Here is a 25,905-nt window from a genome sequence, read left to right on the forward strand (position 1 = left end):
CTTTTCGAGGAACATGCCGTTTATTTTTATGATTGATTTTGAATGATATTGTATTATGATAAATAATCCGATTAAATCCTTCTGATACATCTCAGACAGTCGATCTGACGGATAATCTCTAGTGACAACAATTCTATCGGTTTATAGGTTTCAGTTTTTCTGATCTCTGTCCCTGACCTCCGAGACAATTAGATGATTGTACTAGAAATTATAAATGTAACCACATTTATCTCTCCTGTGTGGGCACCGGATTCGGTGCCCCGCTGAAGGTCGGCAGGCATGAGATGCTAGTGCCTGCTTCTGGGAAAGCTCAGGAGGTGTGATTCTTCTGATTTTCCTAGATGAAGATTATTCATACCTTCTAGAGAACAGTCGAAGGGAGAAAAAAGAATGAAAGAAAAAAGAGGTAAATGAAATGAAAACGCAACAAAATTTGATTTTAAAAGCGTGCATTGTGTTGTTATGTACAACAACAATGGTTTCATGTACAAGTGCAGTAACACTTGAAGAATTGTCTGGGACAATTAAGGGAACCGGTGATGATGGTGGTGCTCCTGAAGTCGGTGTTGAATGGGTTACTTCTGGTGGACTTGTTAATAGTGATGATTCTGCAGAAGGGTTCTATAACACGCTAGGCAACGCAGGATGGACACGTAAATTTAACAAAGGCGATGCAAGCACTTCAGAAAGTCATTTCGAGTACTTTAACGGTGGTGACAGGAACTACATTGACGGCGTGGACATCGCATTTTTCCAGGGACATGGATCTGACCAGCACATCAATCTTGGTACATATGGTAAAGACGTATTCTTTAGATCTGAGATCGAATGGGGGGACTACGACTTAGAATGGATTGCTTTGCATTCATGTAGCGGAACAAAAGAACCTGGTAACTTTAAAGGGAGCCACTACGGCCTCAATGGTGTTCATTTTATTTGTGGGTTTGAAACAACTTCATACAACTATGCAGAAGATGGCCCCAGTTTCGCAGAACGCTTGCTTGACAGTGAAAACGTGCCTATCGCATGGTATCACGCCATGGATGAGACACATCCTTCAGGGAGTAGAGTTCAGATGGTTGCTGATGACAACAGTGTATGGGATGATCGTATCTGGGGCCAAGGCTCAGTCGCTTCGGATCCCCCTGTAGATGAACACTGGTGTGCATGGAGTTATGGATTGCATTAAGAGGTGAGAAGAGATGATGAAAACAAAGGTATTGTTTATAGTGAGTCTGGTTCTCGTCGCCGGTGTCACGGCAATCACTCTCCCCATGTGCTCGACCCAGGATCAGGATTGCCCAGTTCCCCCGTCTGAAAGTCTTCACAATGAAAAGTTTACATTAAACACAGCACTTCCAAGTGTGAATGAATCCTATGCCGTCTATCAAACAGTGATTCCAGACGTTTCTGACGAATATGTAAACAAAATCGGGGAAAAGTTCGGTATACAGGGAGAACCACAGAAAAAAAGTGAATCAACGGGAAGAATACAGATCTTAGACAACACTGGAAAGGAATCCAGATGTCTTTTGGTATATGAACATTCTGGTGGGATCGTATATGAAATACCAGAAAAAGCATTTCCGGCATCTGTTGAATCACAACCAGTGCTCCCATCAAATGAAGAAGCAAAGAAAATTGCCACTGATTTCCTCAAAAAAAGGGATTTACTCCCAGAAGATGCAGAGATTGAAAGTGTGAAAGTGGATAAGATCTACAAAGAGTACAAGGTTGGATGTAAAGAACCTGTTCTGTCCTATGACATGACTCTTGATGTACATTATTCCAGAGACTTCAGCGGGATATCGGTTTATGGAGACGAACTTTCAGTCATCATTGGAGACAAAGGCGAAGTGGTAGAGGTAATCAAATCATGGAGAGATGTACAACCATACAGAGATGTAAAAATAAAAACACCTAATCAGGCATATTCAGATTTGATCGCTTCAAAATTTGCGAGACCGCCCGCAGAAGCTCTATTTGAAAAAGTCATTGTTGAAAATATCACACTGGGTTACTGGATGGAGCCACGGATCTCTGAGCAGAAGTATGTCTTGCCAGTGTACGTTTTTTCTGGAACAGGGACAGTAAATGGTGAGGAGATGCCATATGTTGAATTTGTTCCGGCAGTTCTCTCTGAAGAGATGACCGCCCTTGAGTAACTCTCCACAATCACTTTTTTCAGGAGCGACACAATGAAGAAAAAATATTCTCTCATCCTCATCGTGGTCATCGTCCTTCTCTCTGCCATTCTTCTCCTTCAGTATTCGGCCTCTCCTCCCTCTGAGGAAGGGACGGTGATCCTCATCCATGCTGCGGAGAAGGGGGACCTGCGGATCGCAGAAGGAGAGGAAGGGTTTGACCCACTCTATGAGGAGTGTATGGCGGTCCTCTCCAGTCTGTCTCCTCCGATTGAGATGTATGTCTCCTGGGAGGATCTCTCGGGATGGATGGACAAAGAAGAGAGTACGTATGTTGAACTCACCCTGCAGGAACCGATGAATCTCAATACCTCCTATGATGTCGAAGGTGCAGGTGCATACACGGGTATGATCCCGTTGCGAGGCGCAGTATTCGGGCTGCACGATCTAGAACCATATGATATCGATGTGTTTGTGATCTATGACACCGATGACACATTCAGGACAGACAGCAGTCCGCAGGTGGGAGCACGCGGTTCAGCGCGGGGACTCGATCGCCTCAGTGCTCTGGTCAATGCCACGCTCCGGAATAGAGGAGATGCGGCGGTTGGGAACTGAGTTAAGGTACTCCCCCCTACCCACGACGAAGATGGGCGGAGGCGTCGGATCTTCATCTTGAAAATGAGTGATCAAGCGACGAGAGAGGTTCATCGCGTATGCTTGAGCCCCAGGTTCATGCCCAATTCCATGAAACGGCATGAGGCGAAAGCCTCAAGCTGGACCGATGAACACCGACAGATTGAATTCTATTCTGGATTTCAATGGAGTTATCATGGAAAAATGATCTCAAAAATTGGCTCTATAGAAATCCTCTTGATGGTTCTCTTCGACGGGGGACTGGCCGCCTCCTGGACCCCCGCGAACACGATAGGTCGAGGACGGCAACGCACTCGTCATGGTCATCCATTCTGCCTTCCCGACCCCATCGTGGTCCCGGGGGTCCGGGGGCAGCGCCCCCGGCATGGTGTTGTGGGAAGGCACGTCGATCTGATCGGCCGCCCCAAATCGTAGAATCTTCACCCCAATCTCGTGCCAGGGGGTTTCACCCCAAGAACCCCCCCATGGACAGAGGATAAGTGGGGACGGCGATGGAACACGATCCTCGCCGGTTCTTCAATCTTGAAGAAGAAGGATCAAACGACGAAAACTGTTCATCCCAGATGCGTGAGTCCGAGGCTCGTACTATATTCCGCAAAACGAGAAAATCACAATGCACCGAAAAATCGAAGCCGAAAAAATTCCGATCAAAAAAAGTGAGTGTCCACACTCTTCAGTTCAGAACCGCGTCAATCTCTTTTTTTATCAGAGGCACCGAGATCCGCCCCACCGGCGTCACCCGCCCGTTGACCAGCACGATCGGGAGCGGGGGCTGGTGCTCCTCGACGATCTTTCTGACATACTCTGGCACCCCGTCGTCGAGGAGCGTGAACTTCAGCGTGACCTGCCCTGGATATTCGGCCATGAGCCGGCCTTTGAGGGCATCGACCGCCTTCACCAGATTCTCCGAGGGGGAGCAGGCCTGGAGGTCGCAACTGCGTTGTTCATTGCAGGGAAACGGCCCGCAGGAGCCGTATGAAAATCCGATAATCTCGATCTCAGCATGATCAGCCATGATCATCTGTTGGCGCCAGGCCGATATGAGTATTTGTCCAGTGCATATGGTGACCCAGTCGCAGTGGAACCCCTGTACTCGCCCATGACGCGGAGAGAACGCACGGACTTGTCTTCACAGAAGAGCATCCATCGCCCTCCCCTCGACCACCATAGGGGCGCGGCCCTCAACTGTTCTTTGTCTTGGGGAGAGGACATTCATCCTCTCTTCAGGATTATCAAATGTGAAGACGGGGGACACCCCCCCTCCCCACACAAGAGGTGAGGGCTTCTACAAAGCCGAAAAATACCCTGACCTTACAGACGCGGCGCCGCCCCGAGTCCTTCCAGCGCCCTGGAGAGACCCCGCGCCGCATCCTCCTCCCACCCGGCCACCGCCCTTATATCGGTCAGGTCATCCACCCCGTCGACGAGCACCTCACCTGCCGTCTCCACCCCAAGCGAGGTGAAGAACGCCCCCACGACCCGCCGCACGCACTCGAAGTTCTCCGGGCCCTTTCGCCCGGCCACCGCAAAGAGGAGCCCGACCTGTCCCCGGTCCCGCACCCCGGCAAGGGCCCGCCTGGCGCGGAGGGCCTGGCACCGGTCGACGACCGCCTTCAGCGCCGCCGGCACCGTCTCGGTGTAGACCGGAGTGCAGACGACGATGAGCCGCGCACGGTCCAGGGCCGCGACCACCTCCTCCATCTGGTCCTCGATGACGCACCGCCCTGCATTGAAACACCGGTAACACCCGGTGCAGGGCTCCACCGCAAGTTTGTCCGGCGAGATGACCTCACTGCGCACCCCCGCCTTCCCGCACCGGTCCGCCACCCACGCGGCCAGGGCCGCCGAGTTCCCATGGGTGCGCGGACTCCCCTGGAGGACCACCGCCCCGGCCGCAGGGGCGCGCGGCCGTCCCCCTGGCAGGGGTTCGGGCGGGTGGAGGAGGAAGGTGTCGGGCTTCCGGGGAAGTTCCTCCTTCAGCCGGAAAAACGCGGTCATGGCGACGTTGCGTGCGGCCTGCATGCCACCTGGCGGGTACTCGTAGGTGTTGGTATGGTATGAGTACAGCACGCCTCCGGCAGCACGCAGTTCCACAGTATAGCGTATCATCCCTGGAAGCACCCTGGAAAAATCCTCGCTATAGAGAAGAAGGTCGCATCTCTCCCCTCTCACTTCAACCTCCGCCGATCGCAGCAGCACCGCCCCGGTCATGCCTCTCACCCACGCCGAGAAAGCACCCCCTCCATATAACCCTTCTCGCCCCGCGGGAAGGGAGATCCCCACAAGTTAAAAAGGTGCATGGCGCATTAAATATGGTAATTCAATGAAGGCGGTTCTGGGTCTTGAAGACGGCGAATTCGTTGTCGGAGAGGGATTTGGTGTTGAAGGCTCCTGTTCCGGGGAACTGGTCTTCAGCACGCAGATGACCGGGTACATGGAAGCGCTGACCGATCCGAGTTATGCGGGTCAGCTCCTCATGTTCACCTATCCTCTCATCGGCAATTATGGCGTAGACCATGATAATTTTCAGGGTCCCGAGGTGTGTGCCCTCGGGTGCATTACACGGGAAGTGTGCACCCATCCGGCATCTCTTCCCTCACTCCCTGACTATTTTGAAGAACACAATCTTTTTGGTATCACCGGCGTCGACACCCGGAAACTCACGATCAAGACAAGAGAGCACGGGACGATGCGGGCCGCCCTCATCGTCGGGAGCGACGACGGCGAAGAAGCGGTGCGGATGGCCCGCGCCGCCCCCGACATCGCGGCGACCGATCTGATCCCGCAGGTCTCCTGTGACGAACTCCTCCACCTCCCTGGCAAGGGCAAGCGGATCGCGATCATGGACCTTGGGATCAAGAAGAACATGGTGATCAGCCTTGCCAGGCGCGGCGCAGACCTCTACCTCTTCCCGCACGACGCCACGCCCGCAGAGATTGACGCATGCGAGCCCGAGGCCCTCTTCATCTCCAATGGCCCGGGGGACCCGCAGCGGGCGACCGGCGCCATCAACGCCGTGAAACATTACCTGGGCGACCTGCCGGTCTTCGGGATCTGCATGGGCAACCAGGTGGCCGCCCTCGCCCTCGGCGGCGAGACCTACAAGATGAAGTTCGGGCACCGCGGCTCGAACCAACCGGTCAGGCACATGGACGGACAGATCTACATCACCACGCAGAACCACGGGTTTGCAGTGGACGCCGGGACCCTCCCTGAAGGGTGTCAGGTCGTCTACGAGAATGTCAACGACGGCAGCCTCGAAGGGTTCTGCGACGAGGACCTCAATCTCTTCTGCGTCCAGTTCCACCCTGAGGCCCACGGCGGGCCGCACGATACTGAACGTCCTATCTTCGACCTGATGTACAGGAGGATCGTCTGATGCCGCGCAACCCACAGATCAAGAAGGCGCTGCTCATCGGGTCGGGCCCTATCCAGATCGGGCAGGCGGCGGAGTTCGACTTCTCAGGCTCGCAGGCCTGCCGCGCCCTGCGCGAGGAGGGGGTCGAGGTGGTCCTGGTCAACTCCAACCCGGCGACCATCCAGACCGACCCCGAGATGGCCGAGAAGGTCTATATCGAGCCCTTGCAGCCGGAGATCATCGCGATGATCATCGAGAAGGAGAAGCCCGACGGGATCCTCTCAGGGATGGGTGGCCAGACCGGGCTGAACTTAACGGCCGAACTTGCCGAGATGGGCGCCCTCGACGGCGTCGAGATCCTGGGCACGCCGCTCGAGGCGATCTACGAGGGGGAGGACCGCGAGAAGTTCAAAGATCTGATGAACCGGATCGACGAACCTGTCCCGAAGAGCATGATCCTCGAGCACATCGAGGACCTCGACAGGGCGCTCGACCTGGTCGGTCTCCCTGCGATCATCAGGCCTGCCTACACCCTCGGTGGTGCGGGCGGCGGGATCGCCCACACCGAGGAAGAACTCCGCCGGATCGTCGACGTCGGCCTCAACCGCTCGCGTATCCACCAGGTGCTCATCGAAGAGTCGGTGATGGGCTGGAAGGAGATCGAGTTTGAGGTGATGCGCGACGCCTCCGACACCTGCATCATCATCTGCGGGATGGAGAATGTCGACCCGATGGGCGTCCATACCGGCGAGTCGGTCGTCGTCGCCCCGATCCTCACCCTGCGCGACGACGAGTTCCAGATGATGCGTTCGGCGGCGATCAGGATCATCCGCGCCCTGGACGTGCAGGGCGGGTGCAACATCCAGTTCGCCTACAAAGACGGGGACTACCGGGTCATCGAGGTGAACCCGCGTGTCTCGCGTTCCTCGGCCCTTGCCTCCAAGGCGACCGGCTACCCGATCGCGCGGGTGGCGGCCAAGATCGCCATCGGGTTGCGCCTCGACGAGATCACCAACCCGGTCACCGGCGTGACCCCGGCCTCGTTTGAACCGGCCATCGACTATGTCGTCGTGAAGATCCCGAGGTGGCCCTTCGACAAGTTCAAGACCGCCGACCGGACGCTCACCACGGCGATGAAGTCGACCGGCGAGGTGATGGCCATCGGCCGCACCCTGGAAGAGGCCTTCAAGAAGGCGATGCGTTCGCTCGACACCGATGTGCGCGAGCACACCAATGCCAACGAGATCAGGATGATCCTCACCAGCCCCACCGACGAGCGTTTCGGCTGTCTCTTCGACGCCTTCAGGCAGGGGATGAGCGTGGAGGAGGTTGCCTCCCTCACCGGGATCACGCCTTTCTTCCTGGAAAAGGTCAACCACATCGTCGAGATCGAGACGCAGCTCAGGGAGGAGAGGAGCGAGGAGGTCGTCAGGCTTGCCAAGAACTACGGGTTCTCCAACACCGAGATCGCCGCCCTCACCGGCATGGACCGGGCACAGGTCGACGAGATCGCCGGCAGGCCGACCTACAAGATGGTCGACACCTGCGCCGCCGAGTTCCCGGCACAGACGCCGTACCTCTACTCCACCTGGGAAGACGAGAACGAGGACCTCCATGACCCGCGCAAGAAGGTGCTCATCCTTGGCTCAGGCCCGATCAGGATCGGGCAGGGGATCGAGTTCGATTACTGCACCGTCCATGCGGTGAAGGCGGCGCGGGATGAGGGTGTTGCGGTCCACATTGTCAACAACAACCCTGAGACGGTCTCCACCGACTTCGACACCTCCGACCGGCTCTTCTTCGAGCCGATGCAACTCGAGGACGTCGTCAACATCCTCATAAACGACGACTACGACGGGGTGATGGTCCAGTTCGGCGGGCAGAACTCGGTGAACCTGGCCATCCCGATCGAGCAGGAGATCGCACGTCTCGGGCTCAAGACCAGGGTGCTCGGCACCTCGCCGGACGCCATGGACATGGCCGAGGACCGCGACCGGTTCAGCGTCCTCCTTGACAGACTCCAGATCCCCTCGGCCCCGAACGGCTCGGCCTACTCTGAGGACGAGGCACGGAGGATCGCCGACACTATCGGCTACCCGGTCCTGGTCAGGCCGAGTTATGTGCTCGGCGGACGGGCGATGGAGATCGTCCATGACGAGGTCGAACTGGACAGTTATATGAAGGAGGCGGTGCGGGTCTCGAAGCAGCACCCGGTGCTCATCGATCGTTTCCTCCAGAACGCCGTGGAAATCGATGTGGACGCCGTCTGCGACGGGGACGAGGTGATCATCGGCGGGGTGATGGAGCATATCGAGGAGGCCGGGGTCCACTCAGGCGACTCGGCCTGCGTCATCCCGACCCAGTCCCTCTCGGCCTCGGTGACCGACCGGGTGAAGGATTACACCCGCAGGCTCGCCCTCGAGATGGGGGTCGTCGGGCTGATCAACATCCAGTTCGCGGTCAAGGACGACGTCGTTTATGTGCTCGAAGCAAACCCGCGGGCCAGCAGGACCGTGCCCTTCGTCTCGAAGGCGACCGGGCTCCCGCTCGCGAAGATCGCCGCCAAGGTGATGATGGGGCGCAAACTCGCAGACCTCGGGTACGAGGAGCAGACCATCTCCCATGTGGCGGTCAAGGAAGTGCTCCTCCCGTTCAGCAAACTCCCTGGCGTCGACACCGTCCTCGGGCCCGAGATGAAGTCGACCGGCGAGGTGATGGGCCTGGACTACGACTTCGGTCGGGCCTATTACAAGGCCTGTCTTGCGGCGGACAACGACCTCCCCCTGGAGGGCAATGTCTTCATCTCGGTCTCCGACGAGTTGAAGGAGTCGATCGTCCCGATTGCCAGGAAACTCCAGGCCCTCGGGCTGACCATCTACTGCACCGGCGGCACGGCCGAGTACCTCAGCCAGTCTGGGGTCGAGGTGAAGATGGTCAGGAAGGTCCAGGAGGGCTCGCCCAATGTCATCGACATGATGCGCAGAGGCGAGATCAGCCAGATCATCAACATCCCCTCAGACAAGCAGTCACGCCATGACCACTACACCATCATGCGGGTGGCCATCGACTACTCGGTCCCGTACATCACCACCCTCTCGGCGGCCAAGGCGGCGACTGAGGCGATCGAGGTGATGAAGCACGAGGAGATCACCATCGAGCCTCTGGACCACTATATCGAGAAGGCGTAACTCTATCCTCTTCTTTTTTGTTCTGCAGGTCCTGGAGAAACCTGTGGCTTTTTGTTCCTGAAATTCTGAACCCTATCCTCCACCTGGGACGTGCCTCTCTGGTTCATGTATACGCGATGAAACTTTCTTGTCATGTGGTCTCTCTTTTTCGAGACTGAAGAGCAGGTGAGGGATTGTGTTCACTCGCCGCCCCCTGCCCTGACTCCAGGGATGGCGATGGGGGGGAGGTAGGATAAACGACCATGAGGTCATCCCAAAATTTTCCCGCCCTTTTCCTCATCGATGAGCGCGATGGATGAGAATGAGGATATCCCGGCCCTGTAGAAACCCTTGCCAATTCTCGGTGCGAGCGCGATTCACCCGCCTTCCCCTATCTTCTTGCCGGGGGCGGCACGCCCCCCCGTCTGAGAGACTCATCAAGAGGATTTACCATGAAAATGATCCTGACGATCAACCCTGGAGGTCTGTATGATGATTTTTTCCTCCCCCTGATTTTCCATGCCTGATATACGAACTACAGAAACGCTCATTGAATGATCGGCCGCCCTCGGTGCAACATCTTCACCGTCGTCTCGCACCCGGGAGAGAGCGAGGATAGTGCTGGAGGGGCGGGCACAGGTCCACCCCCCCTGGAGAACCGCGATCATGTTCGATCGCGTATGCGCAAGCCTCAGGGTCATGCTCGATTTTACAAAGCCACAGGAACTGAATCTGATCTTATGCTCAACGATCCTTCGGGAACTTTGAGGGCCTGGCATTCGCCTCCCTGAGCATCTCATCGGGAAGACTGAAGATAGACACCGAAGACAAAATCTTCACGGTGCACGATAGCGGAGAGGAATCTATTATCAGGGCGGAACATCTGATCAGCATGTCTATCTCATTCATCCCTGGCCAAGGAGGAATGGTCCCCGGACCCCCGGGATGGAGATAGGAGGGGCAAGGTGAATACATGATCCTGAAAGGCGGGAGTGGCCCTCTGCCTCTCGCTCACGCGGTCGTCCTCACCTGATCATGGGGCAGGTGCGACCGAAGAGAACTTGAGATGATCGTGATCTTTGGAGGAGCCCCAGGCAAATGTATGAGGCTTTTTAGACGTCCGGAAAAAAGGCTCTGTAGAGATCCTCGTGATGAATCTCTCTGTCGGGGGGCTTGGCCGCCCCCCGAACCCCCCCGCCACACGATAGGTCGAGGACGGCAGCACTCTCTTGATGGTCATCTATTCTGCCTTCCGACCCTATCGTGGTCCCAGGGGTCCGGGAGCCCTGCCCCCGGTCAAAGGGGCGGGAAGGCGGGTGACACACATCTCCCCCACACAGAAGGTGAGGGATTCTACAGAGCCAGAAAAAAAGAAAAAAAGTTCAGAGCAGTTTATCGCCGGCCTCAGGACCGGGGGCGCAGGTGTAGACGTCGGTGATCTTGACCGCCAGCAGGTTCTTGGCCGGGGCCTTGGACATCTTCGAGAGGACGACCTCGCGCATCTTCTGGAAGTCTTCGCCCTCTGAGACGACCTTCACGTCGCCCTTGATCTGGAAGCACCCCTTGATCTCAGGCCCCCACAGATAGAGCGAGAGCTTCGGGTTCTCCTTGACATTGGCAAGGGTCTTTTTCATGAAATTGTCCGCGATCCAGATCGTCTCGTCGTCGACGAGCATGCAAAAGCCGATCGGCACGACATTGGGGACGCCGTCCTTGGATGCAGTGGCCACCGGGAAGGTTTTTACCTTTGAAAAGGCCTCTTTCATCTCTTCATTCAGTTTTACCATGGTGATCACCCTTTCTATTGAATTCAGCAGATATATACCTGCGTGTTAGAAAACTATACTTCATGACATCTCCTCCAGAAGAATGCACCTACGGCCAGGAGATCAGGGACGAACTGCAGGCCATCAGGAGAGAACTCCGGCACCTCGCCGAAGTGAGGGACTGCAGTTATCTCGACGACCTCATGACCGGACTGCGCAGGGAGTACGGGCAGGTGGCCATCGGCGCCCACCTGGAGAACGTGCAGGCCGGACTCGAACAGCGCCTTGATCAAGGGTGTGCCGGGCGGGAACGGTGCGCCGAGGTCTTCTACCAGATCATCAGGGAGAGCGCCCTCAAGGTGGGGGACGGCACCGTCACCCCCGACGCGATCGCCGGGCAGAAAACCCGTCTCCAGGCCCTCAGGGAGAAGGCCCCGTCGGCGGCATGCGGCCCCTGCTTTGACGCCACGCTCCTGTTCCTCGAAAAACAGGCCGAGATCGCCGAAGGACTCGGGCTCAAGGACGGGCAGGACCGTGCCGAGATCGCCGGGATCCCGGTGGAAGAGACGGTCAGGGACCTCCTCGAACCCACCGCCAGCGTCCCGAGACTCATGGTCCTCAAGGCCCTCGCCGAGAGGTCGCTCTCCTTCTCAGACCTCTCGCGACTGACCGGCCTCCTCGGCGGCAACCTCCTCTTCCACCTCTCGCGGCTCGAAGAGGCCGGACTCATCGTGCAGCGCCGGACCCGCGGGGAATATCATCTCACCGGGACCGGGTACCTCTCCCTCCAGGGGATCGCCCGGATCTGCGCAGCGCTGGCACCGGCGAAGAAGCACTCGATTGGTCAGGATAGAAAGGTATAAAGTCTTCTGAAGGAGAGAAAAGTATATGTGCGCCCGTTTTCTTGACCGCTTCTTCAAACCCAAGCCATATATCGTAGAGAGCATACCGCCCCCCTCGGTCGCCCATGGTGCCGGGATGGCCGTGCCCGAATACAAGGTCAAGCCCTACTTTATCGTCGCCTCTGTGGAGATGGGCAACACCACCACCAAGTGCATCCTCACCGGCACGAACCTTGAGACCGGCCACGCCTATGCCATCAACAAGACCGTGAAGATGAGCCGCGACGTCCGCCCGCCAAAGCCAGGCGAAGAGGTCTTTGGGGCGACCCTGGACGGGACCAAGATCACCAGGGAGTCGGTCACCGAACTGGTCCGCGACACCCTTCTCGAGTGCCACAAGGAAGTCGGGCTCTCGGTCACCGACGACCTCGACTTTGTCGTCAGGAGCACCGGCGTGGTGGCGGCGATGGACTCCCCTGACCAGGTCGGCGACTTCGTGATCGCCCTGGCCAACGGCTGCCTCGCAGCAGGCGTCCCGCCCAAGAAGATGACGCCCCCGATGTCCAAGGAGAACCTCTCGAAGAAACTCCAGGGGTACAGCTTCGCCGACAAGGTCGTCTTTGTCGGGGCGGTCGCCGGGGTCGTCCCGCCGGTCGGGAGTTCAGGCGTCGAGATGGTCGCCAACGAGATGGAAGGCGAACTCGCGATGGCCGGGATCAAGGAAGGGGCAAAGAACACCCCGGTCGACTTCCGCAACCCCTGCATCTCCATCGACTTCGGGACCACCCTCGACGGCCGGATCACCTCGGACGTCGCGCCCGGCGACCCCGACCCCTTCGCCAAGACCATCGGGAACTTCTGCGGACTTGCAGGTGCGATCCCCGACTCCATCGTCAGGGGCACCGGGCAGGTCGAGGGACGGACCGGGACGGCGCTGGATATGTTCGGCGACAAGAGCGCCCTTGAAGGCGTCTCCAGGATCGGACGGAGCGCCGGGATCGTCGAGGACTATGTCGAGCAGATCCACCGGCACATCGACATCAGGCGCGTCCCGCCCGACCGCGAACGCTTCGGGCGGGTGCCGGTCAACTCCAGGGTCGCCCACGACTCTGGGGTGGTCCTCATCGGGTGCGACGTCGGCGAGAACGGGAGCGAGACCGGTGCACTCAATACTATCGGCGCAGAGATCTATGAGAAGTACAGTAAAGGTCTGCTCACCGATGTGATCGACCATGTCTGCTCAGAGATGGCCCTGCGGCTCATCGACGTCGCCGTCGAGCACGACCTGGTCCCTGAGAACTCGTCCATCGGGTTCACCGGCCGGGCGGCGATCTCAGGGAAGAAGCCGCAGTATATCCTGAACGGGATCGCCGAGCGCGGGCTGTACAAAGATCCGCAGGACCACGTGGTCTTTGTGGACGACGGGCTTGCACGGGGCGCCGCCCTGATGGGCAGGTGCATGAACTCCCTTGGCAAACCGAAGAACCCGCTCGGCGGCGTCCGCGGTGGACGGTGTATCATGGCCGAGCGGATCAAGATCGGAAAATGAGGCTGAACGAATGGCAGAGGAAGAAGAACTCTTTGACCTCCTGATCCCCCCTGGCGTGCCCAGGACGGCGATCAGGGCGATCATCGAAAAGTACGACGTCGACCTGGTCGACCGGGCAGAACAGCTTAATTTCGCTAATATGGACGGGGACACCCGCTACCTCCTTGCCTTCCGCGGGAAGAAGGAGGTGCTCGAAGAGGCTGAGAAAGATCTGCGGGCGATGGTCCTCGACTTCATCGGCAAGGAATAATTTCCTTTTTTTCCCGGGAGAGACAGATCGTCGCAATGTTTTGGGGCGTGTGCTCCCCCGGGCAGTTCGAGGCATGCAGGCACGTGATCTGAAGGCGACTCTACTTGATCTCCAGGGGGTAATGATGAGCAAAAACTCCCTGGGCATGGCCTTCGTCTTGAACTGAAGTTTTTCTTTCCTGGAGTGCTACGCCCTCTCCTCCACCGGGGGGTGCCGCCCTCCGGTCCCCTCGCCGCCTGATTGATCGAGGGCCGCAGCACTCTCGTCACAGTCGTCCATTCTGCCTTCCCAACCCCATCGTCATCCCGGGACTCCGGGGGTGATCTCCCCAGGTGAGACGATGGGGAAGGCGGTTGAATCATACTCGAACCAAAAAAAGTGAGGATCTCTACAGGGTTGTTTTTACAGAGCACCAGAACCGGTCTTTCACCTGACCTGGAGAGGGGAGCGCGCAAGGACAACTTTTATTGCTGAAGTCTCTCATCTCCCGCCGCACAAAGAGGGAGAGGGGAGAGATGTCTGGAGTACGCGGGGCATGGAGTATGATGGTCGCGCTGCTCGTCGGCCTTGCCGTCGTCTGCGGCGTCGGGACAGGGGTGTCTGAACCCCCTGGCCCCCTGCAATGGACAATCTTTGACGGGGGGTCGGAGGAGTCAGGGACCGACATCATCGAAGTCGAGGGCGGAGGATATGCGGTCGCCGGAACCTCCAGAAACGAAACCTCCCGCGCGATGCTCCTCCTGCGGGCCGACGAGAACGGCAGCGTCCTCTGGGACCGGACGTACACACTCTCAGGTATGGACGCCGCCCATGTCGTCAGGGAGACCGAAGACGGCGGATATGTGCTGGCCGGGGAACAGGACGGTCGCCTGGCGCTGATCGGGACCGGGGCCGAGGGCGAGGTCCGCTGGACCGGGCCTGAAGGGGCCAATGTCTCCGATCTCGGTCCCGCCCGTGACCTCCTCGTGACCGGGGACGGCGACTGCCTCCTCGCAGGATCGACCCGTACGCCGGGGGGAGGGAAGACCGCCGCTCTGGTCAGGACAAATGAGAGCGGTCATCTCGAGTGGGTGCAGACCTATGAGGACCTCAACGAGAGCGAGGCCACCGCCCTCGCCATGACAGACAACGAGGGGTATGCGGTCGCCGGCCTCTCCTCGGGCGCAGAAGAGGTCTTTCTTATGATGGCCGGGGCGAACGGAACCCGCACCTGGACCAGGACCTTCCAGGCCCTGGAGGTCTGGCCGATCTTCAGCGATATTCAGGGCCTCATGACCTCGCCCGACCTCACCCTGAGGGCAGGAGGGGGCTATGCCGTCGCGGGGGGGTTGACCTTCCCTGAAAGACCGGTCTCCGCCGCACTGCTTCTTCTGACCGACGAAAACGGGAATCTTGAGCGGAACTGGACGTACCAGAAGGACGGGGACTTCTGGGCGGAGTCAATGGCAAAGGTCGACGACACCGGATTTGTCCTTGCCTGCTATCATGACCCCCTTGCAAACCCGACCAACCTCGTCGTTCTCTTCGGGACCGGGGAGAACGGCACCTCCCAATGGGAGGTCGATGCCACCCCTGGTTTCCTCAACTCCTTCGAAAACGACCCCTACAGCATCATCACGACACGGGACGGGAACTATGCCGTCACCGGAAAGACCCGGACCATCGACCCCGAGACCGGACTGGAGAGCCAGGACCTCTTCATCCTCCTCACCGCCCGGGAGTGGAGGGCGTAAGGGACCAGTTACATTTATCCCCTCACGCCCCTATCCACCCGGCACCAGGAGGGGGGAATGATGAGAAGTATCTCCGCGGCCGGAAGATCCCGGCCGGGAAAGTATCGACCAGCGGCTGCCGTCGTGATCGTGATCGTCGCCCTGCTTGCCCTGACAGGCATTGCAGCAGGCGTGGAGATCCCGGAAGAGCGCTGGCGGACGACCTATGACTCGGGCTACAACGACTACGGATATGCGCTCCAGATGACCAATGAGAGCGATTTTGTTCTTGCAGGGAAGGTGCAGAACGGATCGACCAGCGACATGCTGCTGCTGAAGACCGACAGGAACGGCACACTGCTCTGGAACCAGACCTACGACTATGCCGGATATGACACCGCACATGCCGTGAAGGAGACCCCAGACGGGGGCTATATCCTCGGGGGCTTTGGGCTCATCGATATGACATATGCATCGATCGACGGGGCGATGATGGTCAGGACCGATGAGAACGGCAGCGTGCTCTGGACCGGGCCGACCGGGAACGTGAGTCCGACCTGGGAGGCGGTCCAGGACGTTGCCGTCTGTGAAGACGGAGGGTTTGTCCTGACCGGCAGGGACAACCCGTCGGCCGCGCCGAATGCCGCATATCTCGTGAAAACCAACGAGACCGGCGGCGTGGAGTGGACGAACGGCTACATGAGAGACATCGACGACACCGGATTCTCGGTCCTGCAGACCGATGAGGGGGACTATGTCTTTGCCGGGATCTCGGCCGACATAATCAATGGGACGACCGATGCCTTCCTCAGGAAGGCCGACGCCAACGGGACGTTGATCTGGGAGCGCTACTACCCCGCGAGTGAGATGAACTGGACCTCGCAGGGTGCCGAAGGCGACTTCTGGACGGTGAAGGCGGTCCCGACTGCCGACGGGGGCTATGCCGTCGCGGGCAGGGTCGTCTTTGAAAAACCCGACACTGCCGCCGCCGCCCTGATCAAGACCGACGCCGAGGGACAGGTCGAGTGGTCCAGGGCCTATACTTCGTGTTCAGATACATTCTGGGCTGAGGATCTCGTCGAGAGACCAGAAGGCGGGTTTATCCTTGCATGCCACTGCGACCCGCCGGCAAACCCGCAGAACGCCATCTCTCTCATCGCAACCGATGACACCGGCGAGATCGAATGGCGCGACTTCTACACCATCGGTCCGTTCGAGAACGACCCGCACGCCATCGTCGCAACCGGGGACGGCGGATATGCGATCGGAGGCGAGGCCGGGATCTGCGAGAACCCGGCAGACATCACGAACTGCACGCTCGACGCCTTTATCCTCAGGCTCGGACCCAGAGAACCGCCGGCGCCAGGGCCTGGACCCGCACCTCAACCGTCGTTGAACGCCGACTTCAAGGCCTTCCCGCGGAGCGGAGTCGCACCACTGGAAGTGGCGTTCACCGACCTCTCGACCGGGTCGCCGACCTCGTGGGCATGGGACTTTGGCGATGGGACCGGGTCGACGGCACAGTTCCCGACACACACCTACACGAAACCAGGCACCTACACGGTTTCCCTGACCATCTCTGACGGGACTTCGGCCGACACCGAGAGGAAGGTCGGGTACATCACGGTCTCTGCAGAAGAACTCAAGGCGAATCTCTCCTTTGTCCCGAGAGAGGCGGAGGTAACCGAGGGGGAGAACACCACCTATGATGTCGTGATGGACCGGGCCGAGGAGGGGATCGCCTTCTACTACATGGACATCGACCTCACCGACCCGGCGGTCGCCGAGATCGTGGATGTCGAGATGCCCGCCTGGGTAAAGTCCGGTCCTCTGGTCTCGCCGCTGCCGGCAGACTCGGTCCAGCTCTCAGGGATCAAGGGGGTCACTGATCCTGGCAAAGAGAACATCACGCTCTGCACCCTGACGGTCCGCGGCGACCTGGAAGGCCAGACTGATCTTGCCGTCGGGGAGGCGCGGGTCCTGAGCCCGGTCCTGAACGAGTACCTGCTCACCGCCGGTACCGGGAGCCTCAATGTCACACCCAGTGATTTTGACGCAAACTTCACGGCCGATCCACTGAACGGCACCGCACCGCTTGAGGTGAACTTCACCGACACTTCGGTCGGGTCACCGACAGCATGGTTCTGGGAGTTCGGCGACGGGGACACCTCGACCGAGCAGAACCCGGCCCATGAGTATGCGGAGCCTGGGCTCTACACCGTGATCCTGACGATCTCTGACGGGACGAAGACCGACGCCGAGACAAAGGCGGACTACATCGAGGTCACCGCCGCACCATCGGTCCTGGCCGCGAACTTCACGGCCGATCCACTGAACGGCACTGCACCGCTTGAGGTGAGCTTCACCGATCTCTCCGAGGGCCCGGTGACCTCGTGGTTCTGGGAGTTCGGCGACGGGGACACCTCGACCGAGCAGAACCCGACTCACGAATATGCGGAGCCTGGGCTCTACTCCGTGGTCCTGACGGTCTCTGACGGGACCGAGACCGACGCAAAGGTAGAGGCCGACTACATCAATGTCACCGCCGCACCATCGGTCCTGGCCGCGAACTTCACGGCCGAGCCGCGGAGCGGCACCACGCCCTTGAGCGTGGGCTTCACCGACCTCTCCGAGGGCCCGGTGACCTCGTGGTTCTGGGAGTTCGGTGACGGGGACACCTCGACCGAGCAGAACCCGACTCACGAATATGCAGAGCCTGGGCTCTACTCCGTGGTCCTGACGGTCTCTGACGGGACCGAGACCGACGCAAAGGTAGAGGCCGACTACATCGAGGTCACACCTGAAGAAGAGAGTACTCCAGAGGAAGAAGAGGAACTGACGCCAGAGGAGGAAGAGGAAGAGGTCACACCTGAAGAAGAGAGTACTCCAGAGGAAGACGAAGAGGAACTGACACCAGAGGAGGAAGAGGCCGCGCCTGAAGAGACGACCTAAAGAGGAGGTTGTACAGGTCTCTTGGACCTGTACACAGTATGGAATGACTGGAACAGGGGGATCACCTGGTTCCCCCTGCCCTTGATTTTATTTTGCCGCAGGATAGAACTGAAGATCTATCTCTGGGACTCTGGAGAGACTCTTTTGATGATGTCCCCTGACTGGGGGGCCAAGTTCGTACGAGGAGGTGGTGAGGTGAGGGTTTTGCATGAGAATTCGATCCCATCACGCCCCCCATGACTGATACGCAGAGGGGACATCCCATTTCTGAGCGGTTCGTCCTTTGCCTTCCTGTCTCACTCAATCACTCTAAAGCCGAATTGCAATATGTCGTGGCTGAAGGGCAGTGGGGGAGTCGATAGCCATAGAGGATCTCTCACCACTCCCTGTGGCCTGACCAATCGCCTTGAACTGAAGGTTTTCCTTCCTGGAGTGCGACGTCCTCTCCTCCACCTGGACCACGATGGGTCCGGGGGGCGGCGAGCCCCCCGCCAGAGTCCTGAGGATTTCTACAGAGCCGAATAATCAGGCTCAGGGGAACCCCTCGCCGACCTGTACGGCGAGTGCGCACCGAACGCCCCCCTGGCCTCCATGAAAAAGAGAGGCGCGAAAAAGAATAAATGATGGGTCCATCGTCACATGGCGGCCTTGAAGTGAGGTAGGTTCTACTGGACCGACATATCAACGCATATTCAAAGGGGAGACCGCGAATGTTTCGCGAAAAAAAAGGATTTAATTCTTCCTGACCTGCTGGAGGAGGCGTGCCTGCATCCCGAAGTACTTCGAGACCCCGACGGCGTCGCACTGGTCGATGGTCTTGGTGTCGAAGGAGACAAGGTCGTCGGAATACAGGGCCTGCGGCGAGGACCGCCCCCGGACATGCACCGCTCCCTTGAAGAGCATGCAGTCGACCGTGCCGTTGACCCGCTCCTGGGTGGTGTCGACAAAGGCGTTGAGCGCGGCGTACAGCGGTTCGTGGACCAGGCCCATATAGGCGAGTTCAGACCACTTGCCGTCGACGACCTGCTTGAAGGCGAGTTCCTCGCGGGTGAGCACCAGGCGCTCGAGGTCGTGGTGGACGGCGAGGAGGACGGTGGCGGCCGGGTGCTCGTAGTTCTCCCTGGCCTTCAGCCCGAGGATCCGGTCTTCCATCATGTCGTTTCTCCCGACACCGTGGCGGCCGGCGATGGTGTTGAGTTCCCTGATCAGGTCTTCGCCTGCCATCTTCTTCCCGTTGAGGGAGACCGGCACGCCCTGCTCGAACCCGATCGAGAGAGTCTCGGGTTCGGCCGGGGCGTCGGCAAGGGAGGCGGTCCATTCATAGATATCTTCTGGCGGATGGTAGGCCGGGTCTTCGAGTTTCCCGCCCTCGATGCTCCGTGACCAGAAGTTCTCGTCGATGGACCAGGGTTTTTCCTTCTTGACCGGGACCGGGATGCCGTGTTCCTCGGCGTACTCGATCTCCCATTCCCTGGTAAGGTTCATCTCCCTGATCGGGGCGACGACCTCGTAGCCGTGCGCCCTGAAGATGAAGTCGAAGCGGAGCTGGTCGTTGCCCTTGCCGGTGCACCCGTGGGCGATGGCCACGGCGCCCTCCTTCCTGGCGACGGCCACGATCTCCTCGGCGATGAGCGGTCTGGCAAGCGCGGTGCCCATTGGGTAGCCCTCGTACGACCCGTTGGCCTTGACCGCTCTGAAGACGTGCTCCCTGACGAACTGCTCTCTGGCGTTGATGGTATAGTGGCGGTCCGCAATCTTTTCGCCTTTCTTCGTGGCTTCCTCGACCTCGTGCTGCGGCTGGCCGACGTCGACTGCGACGGTGATCACCTCATCGAAGCCGTAGTGCTCCTTGAGGAGGGGGACGCAGATCGAGGTGTCGAGCCCGCCCGAGAAGGCAAGAACAACTTTTCCTTTTCCCATATGTTATGCTCCAGTGTGCTCTTCTGGGTCCTGGCGCTTTTGAACGCGATAGGAGATACCCAGTATTGATTGGTGCTCTCAGACTTTTAATGCTCTGGAGGGGACCAGGTGTCCATGAGGGGCGGCGGTGTCTCCTCGGGGCCGACGTGGATCAGAAGTCTGGCCATCCATCTGGGAGGAGACTTGTTTGAAGATTGAACTCTGTAGGATCCCTCCAGACGGTTTATCTGTGGCGGGGGACGGCAATCCCTCTTCAAGGAGTTCGAATATGTTTCTCCTGCTCAATCTTCCTCCTGGGGGTGCGGGCGGCACTCGCCCCAGGCGGGAGTGTAGGGGAAGGCCAGAGAGTTCTGGGATTTTTACAGAGAATAATCGGAGGGGGTGGTCTGTGTGGTGCGTATTCATTGGAAGCAGGGGGGCACCATAATGCCGGGGCCGCGATCATGACCGCCCTTGGGCTCCTTCTCCTCTTCTTTCTCCTGAATTTGATCTCAGGGTTCACTCCTGAGGACTGCGGTGACTTTTAGTCCTCAGAAGATCATCTGCTCCCTCCCCTCCCATCTCCCATAACTCCGCCGCACAAGCCACCGGCCAGGCACGAGGAGGAGCACTGCCGCCGCGGCGTACCAGGGGTTCATGAACAAGAGGACGATGAGGAGGAAGACCGGGAGGCCGAGCGCCAGGAGGTAGGAGGCAAGGACCCTGGTGTCGTAGAGGAGGACATTTGGCGAGAGTCCGGTCAGGAAGACGGTCACCGCCAGTCCATAGAAGGAGACCGAGAGACAGAGGAGGAGGGCGGGCAGGAGATAGCCCTCCGCCCCGATCGCGAGGGTGAGGAGGGCGATGAAGACGGCCGGGATGAGTTGCAGCACGGCAAAACTATAGATCTTGCTCTGGATGACTGCGGCGACGCTCACCGGGAGGCAGGCGTACAGCCCGAAGGAGTCGAAGATGGTGAGCCAGATGTACATCGTCGAGGCGACCATGCCGGTGATGATTGCAAAGAGGAGGAGGATGGTGTGCTGTGGGAGGAAGTCCCCGAGGACCGCGAGGAAACACCAGATGAGTCCGAGCGGGACGAGGAACGAGAAGATGGTCTGCCCGACGGCGCTGCCGCTCCTGGAGAGGTCGAGGAGGTCTTTTGCGGCGAGGGCCGGGGACGGGAAGAGGGTCAACCGGTCGGCAAGGGGAGCGAAGCGGTTGCGGTAGTGTTTTGTCTTTGCGGTCGATTCTGGCGTGAGGAGGGCAAGGGCGGCCGCGGTGAGGGTGATCACCAGGGCGCACGCCGCCAGGAACGTCCACCACGAGAAGGTGTGAAAGAGTGCCAGCGGGAGGAAGGGCGCTTCAGGACCGGTGCCGACGGTCACGGACGCCGCCGCCCAAATGCCGAGGAGGAGGATGCAGGCGAGGGCAAGGAGGCGTGTCGAGCGGACATAGAGCATCGAGAAGAAGAACGCGGCCGAGAGCCCGGTGAGAAACGAGAGGGAGAGAGTGAGCAGGAGGAGGAGCACTGTCCAGGACTGGATGCCGATCCAGGGTGCGGCGAGCGCGAACCCCACGATGAAAGGGAGCACCCAGAGGAGGATATAGTAGAGCGTGTCCTTCACGACGAAGTTCAGGAAGATGAACCGTTCAGAGAGGGGAAAGATCCGTGCCGAGTAGGCGAGGGTGCTCGACTGCCCGAACCTCCTTTCCATCACCTCGTTCATCATGAGCCCGAATGCCCCGACCATGAGCCCGAGGAGGAGGAAGCCGGCGTGGACGACGAGGGCGAGGTCGCCGAAGGGGAGGAGGGGTCCGAGGTACGGGAGGAGGAAGGAACTCATGAAGGCGATGGCGCAGATCAGCACCGGGTAGAGGGCAAAACTCAGGCTCCCGAACATCGTGGAGTGGACCCGCCACTCCTCTTTCATCATGGCCCTGAAGAGTTCAAGCATGGGCACCTGCCCTGACAAGGGAGAGGAAGTACTCGCCGAGGTGCCGGCCGCCCCCGGTGACCTCGGCGATCTCGCCGGCGGCAAGGAGTCGTCCGGTATGGAGGACGGCAAAGTCAGAACAGATCTCCTCGGCGATCTCAAGGATGTGCGTGGAGATGAAGACGGTGTTGCCGTCCTTCACATATGTCCTGAGATAGTCTTTCACCTTCTCCTGCATGAGAGGATCGAAGTTGACGAGGGGTTCGTCGATGAGGGCGAGGACCGGTCTGTGGAGAAAGGCCTGGGCAAACATCAGTTTCTGCCTGGTGCCCCGCGAGAGGTCCTTGCAGAGTATGTCACGCGTGTCTTCGAACTCCAGGTACTCAAACCACCATGCCTTCTGCTCCTCGATCTCGGGGACCGCCCGCACTTTCCCGACAAGGTCGAGGTACTCCTCTGAGGTGAGGAAACTTGGGGGCGTCTCCTGTTCAGGGATGATCCCGACCCGTGAACGCACGCCGACCGGGTCTTTTTCGACGTCGATGCCAAGGACTCGTGCCGACCCCGCCGTCGGCCTGACCTGTCCGGTCAGCATCTTGATCATCGTGCTCTTCCCGGACCCGTTGGGGCCGAGCAGGCCGAAGAGCGACCCTTCCTTGACAGACAATGTGACGCCGTCCACCGCCCTGGTCTCGCCGTAGAGTTTGGTGAGATGGTCCACCTCAAGTATCGCACGCATTGGTCTCTTCTGTGAAGGTGGAATCTCGCGAGGTATCAGTCTTTTTAATTTTTCTGGACTCTGATCCGGGAGATGAGATGGGATGGTTTTTCCATGGGGGGTGTGGAATCCTGGAGCGGGCACCCTGGTCTCTGGGTCTCTGAATCTTTGTCCTCGGCTACCCGGGGGCGGTGCACCCGATGTGGTCGATGGGAGATTGCGGCCGGTCGCGTACTCTCCTGGGGAGGAGGGAAGGGATTTATTGGTACCGGACACGAACCCCGGGGTTCACTCATACGCGGAGGTTATCCCAGAACCCTCCAGCCCTCCCCCTCCCGGAAGAGAGCAGTAGATATGGTGGGGAGGTCCTCCCCTTTTCGGTGCGCCCCCATGCAATTCATGCCTTCTCACATCACCGCCCCCCGGAGGAGGAGAGGGTTTTGAGTTTCTGGAAGGATGCACTTTGGTTCGGGGGGATGGTCACCCCAGGAGAGTGGGGGGTGCGAAAGGATCTCTGCTCTCTCTTTTCGCAACAGACATTCAGGGCGAGCACTCGCCCCCGGATCCCCGGGATAAAGATATGAGCCGGAAGACACGATGGACACCCGTGAAGAGGGCGTCATCTCCGATGTTCCTGCACAGGTCTACAGGTCTGTCCTGGTCATCGCCGCGGCTCATGCCGGGGAGAGGACGTACAGATCCCTGTGAGAGAGAGGGGTGTCCTCCCTTCACCTGGCTTTGAGTTCCTGTTTTTTCCGGCGGTACCCTGCCACTGCGGTCCCGCTGTACTGGAGTGTGTGTCCTTTCAGTGCCTCCTTCAGTTCCGCGCCGCTCGCCCCTCCTGGAAGGTCGAGCAGGGTGTCGGTCCCATAGAGGTTGAAATAGTACTCGTGGGCCGCTCCCTCTGGCAGGCACGGGCCGCTGTACCCGATCTTCCCGAGGTCGTTTCTGCCCTGCCGTGCCTGGACTGGCGACGAGACCTCGGGGTTTGCAGGGATCCCTTCGGGGATGAGATCTGTCGCCGGGATATTCCAGATGAGCCAGTGGTCGACTTTTGCACCCGGGTCGGTGAGAATGATCACGCAGTAGGGTGATTCCAACCGGGAAATCCGAATTTCAGGCGAGATGTCCTCACCGTCGCAGGTGTGTCTCTCAGGGAAGATATCAAAACTGATCTCGACAATAGGGTTTTCCATCCTTGACCCTCCGCAGGAGGTATCGCTCTCCTATATGATAGGTGGGGTGATGAGGGGGGGGCGTGACCGGTGGTGATCCAGGGCAGGTCTCTGCCCCTGCGAGTCGGGGGCCTGAATAGTTCTTCTGTTATCTTTGTGATGAGATGTTACGCATTTCAGTGCCTGGAGAGATGATTAAAAAACGGCTCTGTAGAATCCAGAATCCAGCGTGAACCTGGAGTGCACGCATATGGGATGAGAATGACGGTCTGTCTGTCTCCGGGGCGGCGATGGATGGAGGTCTCCACGATTATCCTGTCTAAATATGGATGATCACGCGACGGCCCCTATAGAGCCCCTCCCCCTTTATGGCCGGGAAGGCATATTCGAACTCCCTGAAGAGGGGGTGCCGTCCACGACCTGTCGTGGCACCGCCATCGCGGGGTCAGGGGGGCGGCACTCTCAAACACTGTGCTCTGGACTCCTCTTCTATCGCACAAATCCCTCGCGCCCTGCAAAGGGCAGGCGACCTTCCGCTTCCTCTTCTATCCTGAGCAACTGATTATACTTCTCCACCCGCTCGCCGCGGGCCGGTGCCCCGGTCTTGAGATGCCCGGTACCGAGGGCGACGCAGAGGTCGGCGATGAACGTATCGACCGTCTCGCCGCTCCGGTGCGAGACCATCGCTCCCCAGCCGTTGGCCTGGGCCAGGTCGACGGCCGCGATCGTCTCGGTCACCGTGCCGACCTGGTTTGGTTTGATGAGCACGGCGTTGGCGGCCTGCTCCCTGATCCCCCTCCTGACCCGCTCCACGTTCGTGACAAAGAGATCGTCGCCCACCAGTTCGAGGCGGTCGCCCAGCGTCCTGGTCAGCAGACGCCAGCCGTCCCAGTCGTCCTCGGCCAGGCCGTCCTCGATCACGATGAGAGGGTAGGCGGCGGCAAGGTCTGCATAATAGTCCACCATCTCTCCGGAAGAGAGCGCTCGTCCCTCGGTCTTGAGGCGGTACTCCCCGTCCATGTACAATTCGCTCGACGCCGGGTCGAGGGCCAGCCCGATCTCGGCCCCAGGCCTGAAACCCGCCGCCTCGATCGCCTCGACGATGAGGTCGAGCGGTTTCTGGTTGGACCTGACCGCCGGGGCAAACCCGCCTTCGTCCCCGACGCCGGTGTGATACCCCTTCGCCGCGAGGAGTTCCTTGAGAGCGTGATAGGTCTCTGAGCCGTAGCGGAGTGCCTCCCTGAAGTCGGGCGCCCCGTACGGGACGATCATGTACTCCTGAAAGTCGGCGCCCTGCCAGGCGGCATGCACCCCGCCGTTGAGGATGTTCATCATGGGCACCGGCATCGCCGCTCGCCCTTCGGGGTTTTCGAGGGAACGCCACAATGAAAGCCCCGCCGCCGCAGCCGCACTTCTTGCCGCGGCCATCGAGACCGCAAGGATGGTGTTGGCCCCGAGACGGGCCCTCGTCGGGGTGGCGTCGAGGGCGATGAGGTCGCGGTCGATCTCCTCCTGCGCCGCGGCGTCCTTGCCTCGCAGGTGAGCCGCGATCTCGGTGTTCACCAGGTCGACGGCGTGCAGGACACCTTTCCCGCGGTACCTCGACTGGTCCCTGTCTCTTTGTTCGTGGGCCTCGTGGACCCCGGTCGACGCTCCAGAAGGAACGGCGGCGCGGGCACGTGCCCCGCATGCAAGCCAGATCTCAACCTCGACGGTGGGGTTTCCCCGCGAGTCGAGGATCTCTCTCCCGTGAAGGGAGGTGATGGTGGTGTCAGTCAT

General features: G+C 59.3%; 19 protein-coding genes. 11 read left to right on the plus strand and 8 right to left on the minus strand.

Features of this window, described 5'->3' with window-relative positions; translation table 11 throughout:
• Positions 1-415: 415 nt before the first annotated feature.
• Genes J2129_RS02525 through J2129_RS02535 form a run of 3 tightly spaced genes read left to right on the plus strand, consistent with a single transcriptional unit; the run spans position 416 to position 2,762 of the window.
• A complete protein-coding gene (locus J2129_RS02525) occupies positions 416-1,189 on the plus strand; it encodes a DUF6345 domain-containing protein (RefSeq protein ID WP_209629283.1) in 774 nt (257 codons plus the stop codon).
• Between the two features lie 16 nt (positions 1,190-1,205).
• Positions 1,206-2,165 (plus strand): calcium-dependent protein kinase, encoded by a 960-nt coding sequence (locus J2129_RS02530; protein WP_209629284.1) that lies wholly within the window; start codon positions 1,206-1,208, stop codon positions 2,163-2,165.
• A gap of 33 nt (positions 2,166-2,198) precedes the next feature.
• Positions 2,199-2,762, plus strand: a complete 564-nt coding sequence (locus J2129_RS02535; RefSeq protein WP_209629285.1) for a hypothetical protein — start codon at positions 2,199-2,201, stop codon at positions 2,760-2,762.
• Between the two features lie 712 nt (positions 2,763-3,474).
• On the opposite strand, the gene J2129_RS02540 is transcribed toward J2129_RS02535, so the two are convergent.
• Entirely contained in the window at positions 3,475-3,816 is a 342-nt protein-coding gene (locus J2129_RS02540; RefSeq protein WP_209629286.1) for a hypothetical protein, read from the minus strand.
• Between the two features lie 296 nt (positions 3,817-4,112).
• Positions 4,113-4,910 (minus strand): flavodoxin family protein, encoded by a 798-nt coding sequence (locus tag J2129_RS02545; protein ID WP_209629287.1) that lies wholly within the window; start codon positions 4,908-4,910, stop codon positions 4,113-4,115.
• A 214-nt stretch (positions 4,911-5,124) separates the two neighbouring features.
• Here J2129_RS02545 and carA point away from each other — a divergent pair, with 214 nt between their 5' ends.
• Both carA and carB read left to right on the plus strand, forming a co-directional pair.
• Positions 5,125-6,180 (plus strand): glutamine-hydrolyzing carbamoyl-phosphate synthase small subunit, encoded by a 1,056-nt coding sequence (gene carA / locus J2129_RS02550; RefSeq protein ID WP_209629288.1) that lies wholly within the window; start codon positions 5,125-5,127, stop codon positions 6,178-6,180.
• Positions 6,180-9,347, plus strand: a complete 3,168-nt coding sequence (gene carB / locus J2129_RS02555; RefSeq protein ID WP_209629289.1) for a carbamoyl-phosphate synthase large subunit — start codon at positions 6,180-6,182, stop codon at positions 9,345-9,347. Before carA ends, carB begins: the two co-directional genes overlap by 1 nt.
• Positions 9,348-10,708: 1,361 nt before the next feature.
• Here the strand turns inward: carB and J2129_RS02560 are convergent.
• Complete coding sequence (locus J2129_RS02560; RefSeq protein ID WP_209629290.1) at positions 10,709-11,113, minus strand: pyridoxamine 5'-phosphate oxidase family protein; 405 nt, start codon at positions 11,111-11,113, stop codon at positions 10,709-10,711.
• A gap of 62 nt (positions 11,114-11,175) precedes the next feature.
• Between J2129_RS02560 and J2129_RS02565 the strand changes: the two genes are divergently transcribed.
• From J2129_RS02565 to J2129_RS13115, 5 genes are all read left to right on the plus strand, one after another.
• A complete protein-coding gene (locus tag J2129_RS02565) occupies positions 11,176-11,955 on the plus strand; it encodes an ArsR family transcriptional regulator (RefSeq protein ID WP_209629291.1) in 780 nt (259 codons plus the stop codon).
• A 25-nt stretch (positions 11,956-11,980) separates the two neighbouring features.
• A complete protein-coding gene (locus J2129_RS02570) occupies positions 11,981-13,483 on the plus strand; it encodes a methanogenesis marker 14 protein (RefSeq protein ID WP_209629292.1) in 1,503 nt (500 codons plus the stop codon).
• A gap of 10 nt (positions 13,484-13,493) precedes the next feature.
• Positions 13,494-13,733, plus strand: a complete 240-nt coding sequence (locus J2129_RS02575; protein WP_209629293.1) for a hypothetical protein — start codon at positions 13,494-13,496, stop codon at positions 13,731-13,733.
• A gap of 515 nt (positions 13,734-14,248) precedes the next feature.
• Positions 14,249-15,466 carry a hypothetical protein gene (locus J2129_RS02580; protein WP_209629294.1) on the plus strand — a complete coding sequence of 406 codons (1,218 nt, stop codon included), beginning with the start codon at positions 14,249-14,251 and terminating at the stop codon, positions 15,464-15,466.
• A 57-nt stretch (positions 15,467-15,523) separates the two neighbouring features.
• The gene (locus J2129_RS13115; protein ID WP_281069789.1) at positions 15,524-18,397 is read left to right on the plus strand and encodes a PKD domain-containing protein; all 2,874 of its coding nucleotides are present in this window, start codon (positions 15,524-15,526) and stop codon (positions 18,395-18,397) included.
• Between the two features lie 732 nt (positions 18,398-19,129).
• Here the strand turns inward: J2129_RS13115 and J2129_RS02600 are convergent.
• Positions 19,130-20,317 carry an argininosuccinate synthase gene (locus J2129_RS02600; protein ID WP_209629295.1) on the minus strand — a complete coding sequence of 396 codons (1,188 nt, stop codon included), beginning with the start codon at positions 20,315-20,317 and terminating at the stop codon, positions 19,130-19,132.
• Between the two features lie 404 nt (positions 20,318-20,721).
• Between J2129_RS02600 and J2129_RS13120 the strand changes: the two genes are divergently transcribed.
• Positions 20,722-20,844, plus strand: a complete 123-nt coding sequence (locus J2129_RS13120) for a hypothetical protein (RefSeq protein ID WP_281069790.1) — start codon at positions 20,722-20,724, stop codon at positions 20,842-20,844.
• Positions 20,845-20,847: 3 nt separating this feature from the next.
• Here the strand turns inward: J2129_RS13120 and J2129_RS02605 are convergent, their stop codons facing one another.
• From J2129_RS02605 to eno, 4 genes are all read right to left on the minus strand, one after another.
• The gene (locus tag J2129_RS02605; protein WP_209629296.1) at positions 20,848-22,254 is read right to left on the minus strand and encodes a hypothetical protein; all 1,407 of its coding nucleotides are present in this window, start codon (positions 22,252-22,254) and stop codon (positions 20,848-20,850) included.
• Positions 22,247-22,972, minus strand: a complete 726-nt coding sequence (locus J2129_RS02610) for an ABC transporter ATP-binding protein (protein ID WP_209629297.1) — start codon at positions 22,970-22,972, stop codon at positions 22,247-22,249. Before J2129_RS02610 ends, J2129_RS02605 begins: the two co-directional genes overlap by 8 nt.
• 707 nt (positions 22,973-23,679) lie before the next feature.
• Positions 23,680-24,147: a YbhB/YbcL family Raf kinase inhibitor-like protein gene (locus tag J2129_RS02615; protein WP_209629298.1), complete on the minus strand. Its 468-nt coding sequence runs from the start codon at positions 24,145-24,147 to the stop codon at positions 23,680-23,682.
• Positions 24,148-24,615: 468 nt separating this feature from the next.
• Complete coding sequence (gene eno, locus J2129_RS02620) at positions 24,616-25,905, minus strand: phosphopyruvate hydratase (RefSeq protein WP_209629299.1); 1,290 nt, start codon at positions 25,903-25,905, stop codon at positions 24,616-24,618.

The organism is Methanofollis sp. W23 (assembly GCF_017875325.1).
GTDB lineage: Archaea > Halobacteriota > Methanomicrobia > Methanomicrobiales > Methanofollaceae > Methanofollis.

Bases quoted from the DNA above. Each gene is read 5' to 3' on its own strand.
- J2129_RS02525 (WP_209629283.1), top strand. From the start codon at position 416: ATGAAAACGCAACAAAATTTGATTTTAAAAGCGTGCATTGTGTTGTTA.
- J2129_RS02530 (WP_209629284.1), top strand. From the start codon at position 1,206: ATGAAAACAAAGGTATTGTTTATAGTGAGTCTGGTTCTCGTCGCCGGT.
- J2129_RS02535 (WP_209629285.1), top strand. From the start codon at position 2,199: ATGAAGAAAAAATATTCTCTCATCCTCATCGTGGTCATCGTCCTTCTC.
- J2129_RS02540 (WP_209629286.1), bottom strand. From the start codon at position 3,816: ATGGCTGATCATGCTGAGATCGAGATTATCGGATTTTCATACGGCTCC.
- J2129_RS02545 (WP_209629287.1), bottom strand. From the start codon at position 4,910: ATGATACGCTATACTGTGGAACTGCGTGCTGCCGGAGGCGTGCTGTAC.
- carA (WP_209629288.1), top strand. From the start codon at position 5,125: ATGAAGGCGGTTCTGGGTCTTGAAGACGGCGAATTCGTTGTCGGAGAG.
- carB (WP_209629289.1), top strand. From the start codon at position 6,180: ATGCCGCGCAACCCACAGATCAAGAAGGCGCTGCTCATCGGGTCGGGC.
- J2129_RS02560 (WP_209629290.1), bottom strand. From the start codon at position 11,113: ATGGTAAAACTGAATGAAGAGATGAAAGAGGCCTTTTCAAAGGTAAAA.
- J2129_RS02565 (WP_209629291.1), top strand. From the start codon at position 11,176: ATGACATCTCCTCCAGAAGAATGCACCTACGGCCAGGAGATCAGGGAC.
- J2129_RS02570 (WP_209629292.1), top strand. From the start codon at position 11,981: ATGTGCGCCCGTTTTCTTGACCGCTTCTTCAAACCCAAGCCATATATC.
- J2129_RS02575 (WP_209629293.1), top strand. From the start codon at position 13,494: ATGGCAGAGGAAGAAGAACTCTTTGACCTCCTGATCCCCCCTGGCGTG.
- J2129_RS02580 (WP_209629294.1), top strand. From the start codon at position 14,249: ATGTCTGGAGTACGCGGGGCATGGAGTATGATGGTCGCGCTGCTCGTC.
- J2129_RS13115 (WP_281069789.1), top strand. From the start codon at position 15,524: ATGATGAGAAGTATCTCCGCGGCCGGAAGATCCCGGCCGGGAAAGTAT.
- J2129_RS02600 (WP_209629295.1), bottom strand. From the start codon at position 20,317: ATGGGAAAAGGAAAAGTTGTTCTTGCCTTCTCGGGCGGGCTCGACACC.
- J2129_RS02605 (WP_209629296.1), bottom strand. From the start codon at position 22,254: ATGCTTGAACTCTTCAGGGCCATGATGAAAGAGGAGTGGCGGGTCCAC.
- J2129_RS02610 (WP_209629297.1), bottom strand. From the start codon at position 22,972: ATGCGTGCGATACTTGAGGTGGACCATCTCACCAAACTCTACGGCGAG.
- J2129_RS02615 (WP_209629298.1), bottom strand. From the start codon at position 24,147: ATGGAAAACCCTATTGTCGAGATCAGTTTTGATATCTTCCCTGAGAGA.
- eno (WP_209629299.1), bottom strand. From the start codon at position 25,905: ATGACTGACACCACCATCACCTCCCTTCACGGGAGAGAGATCCTCGAC.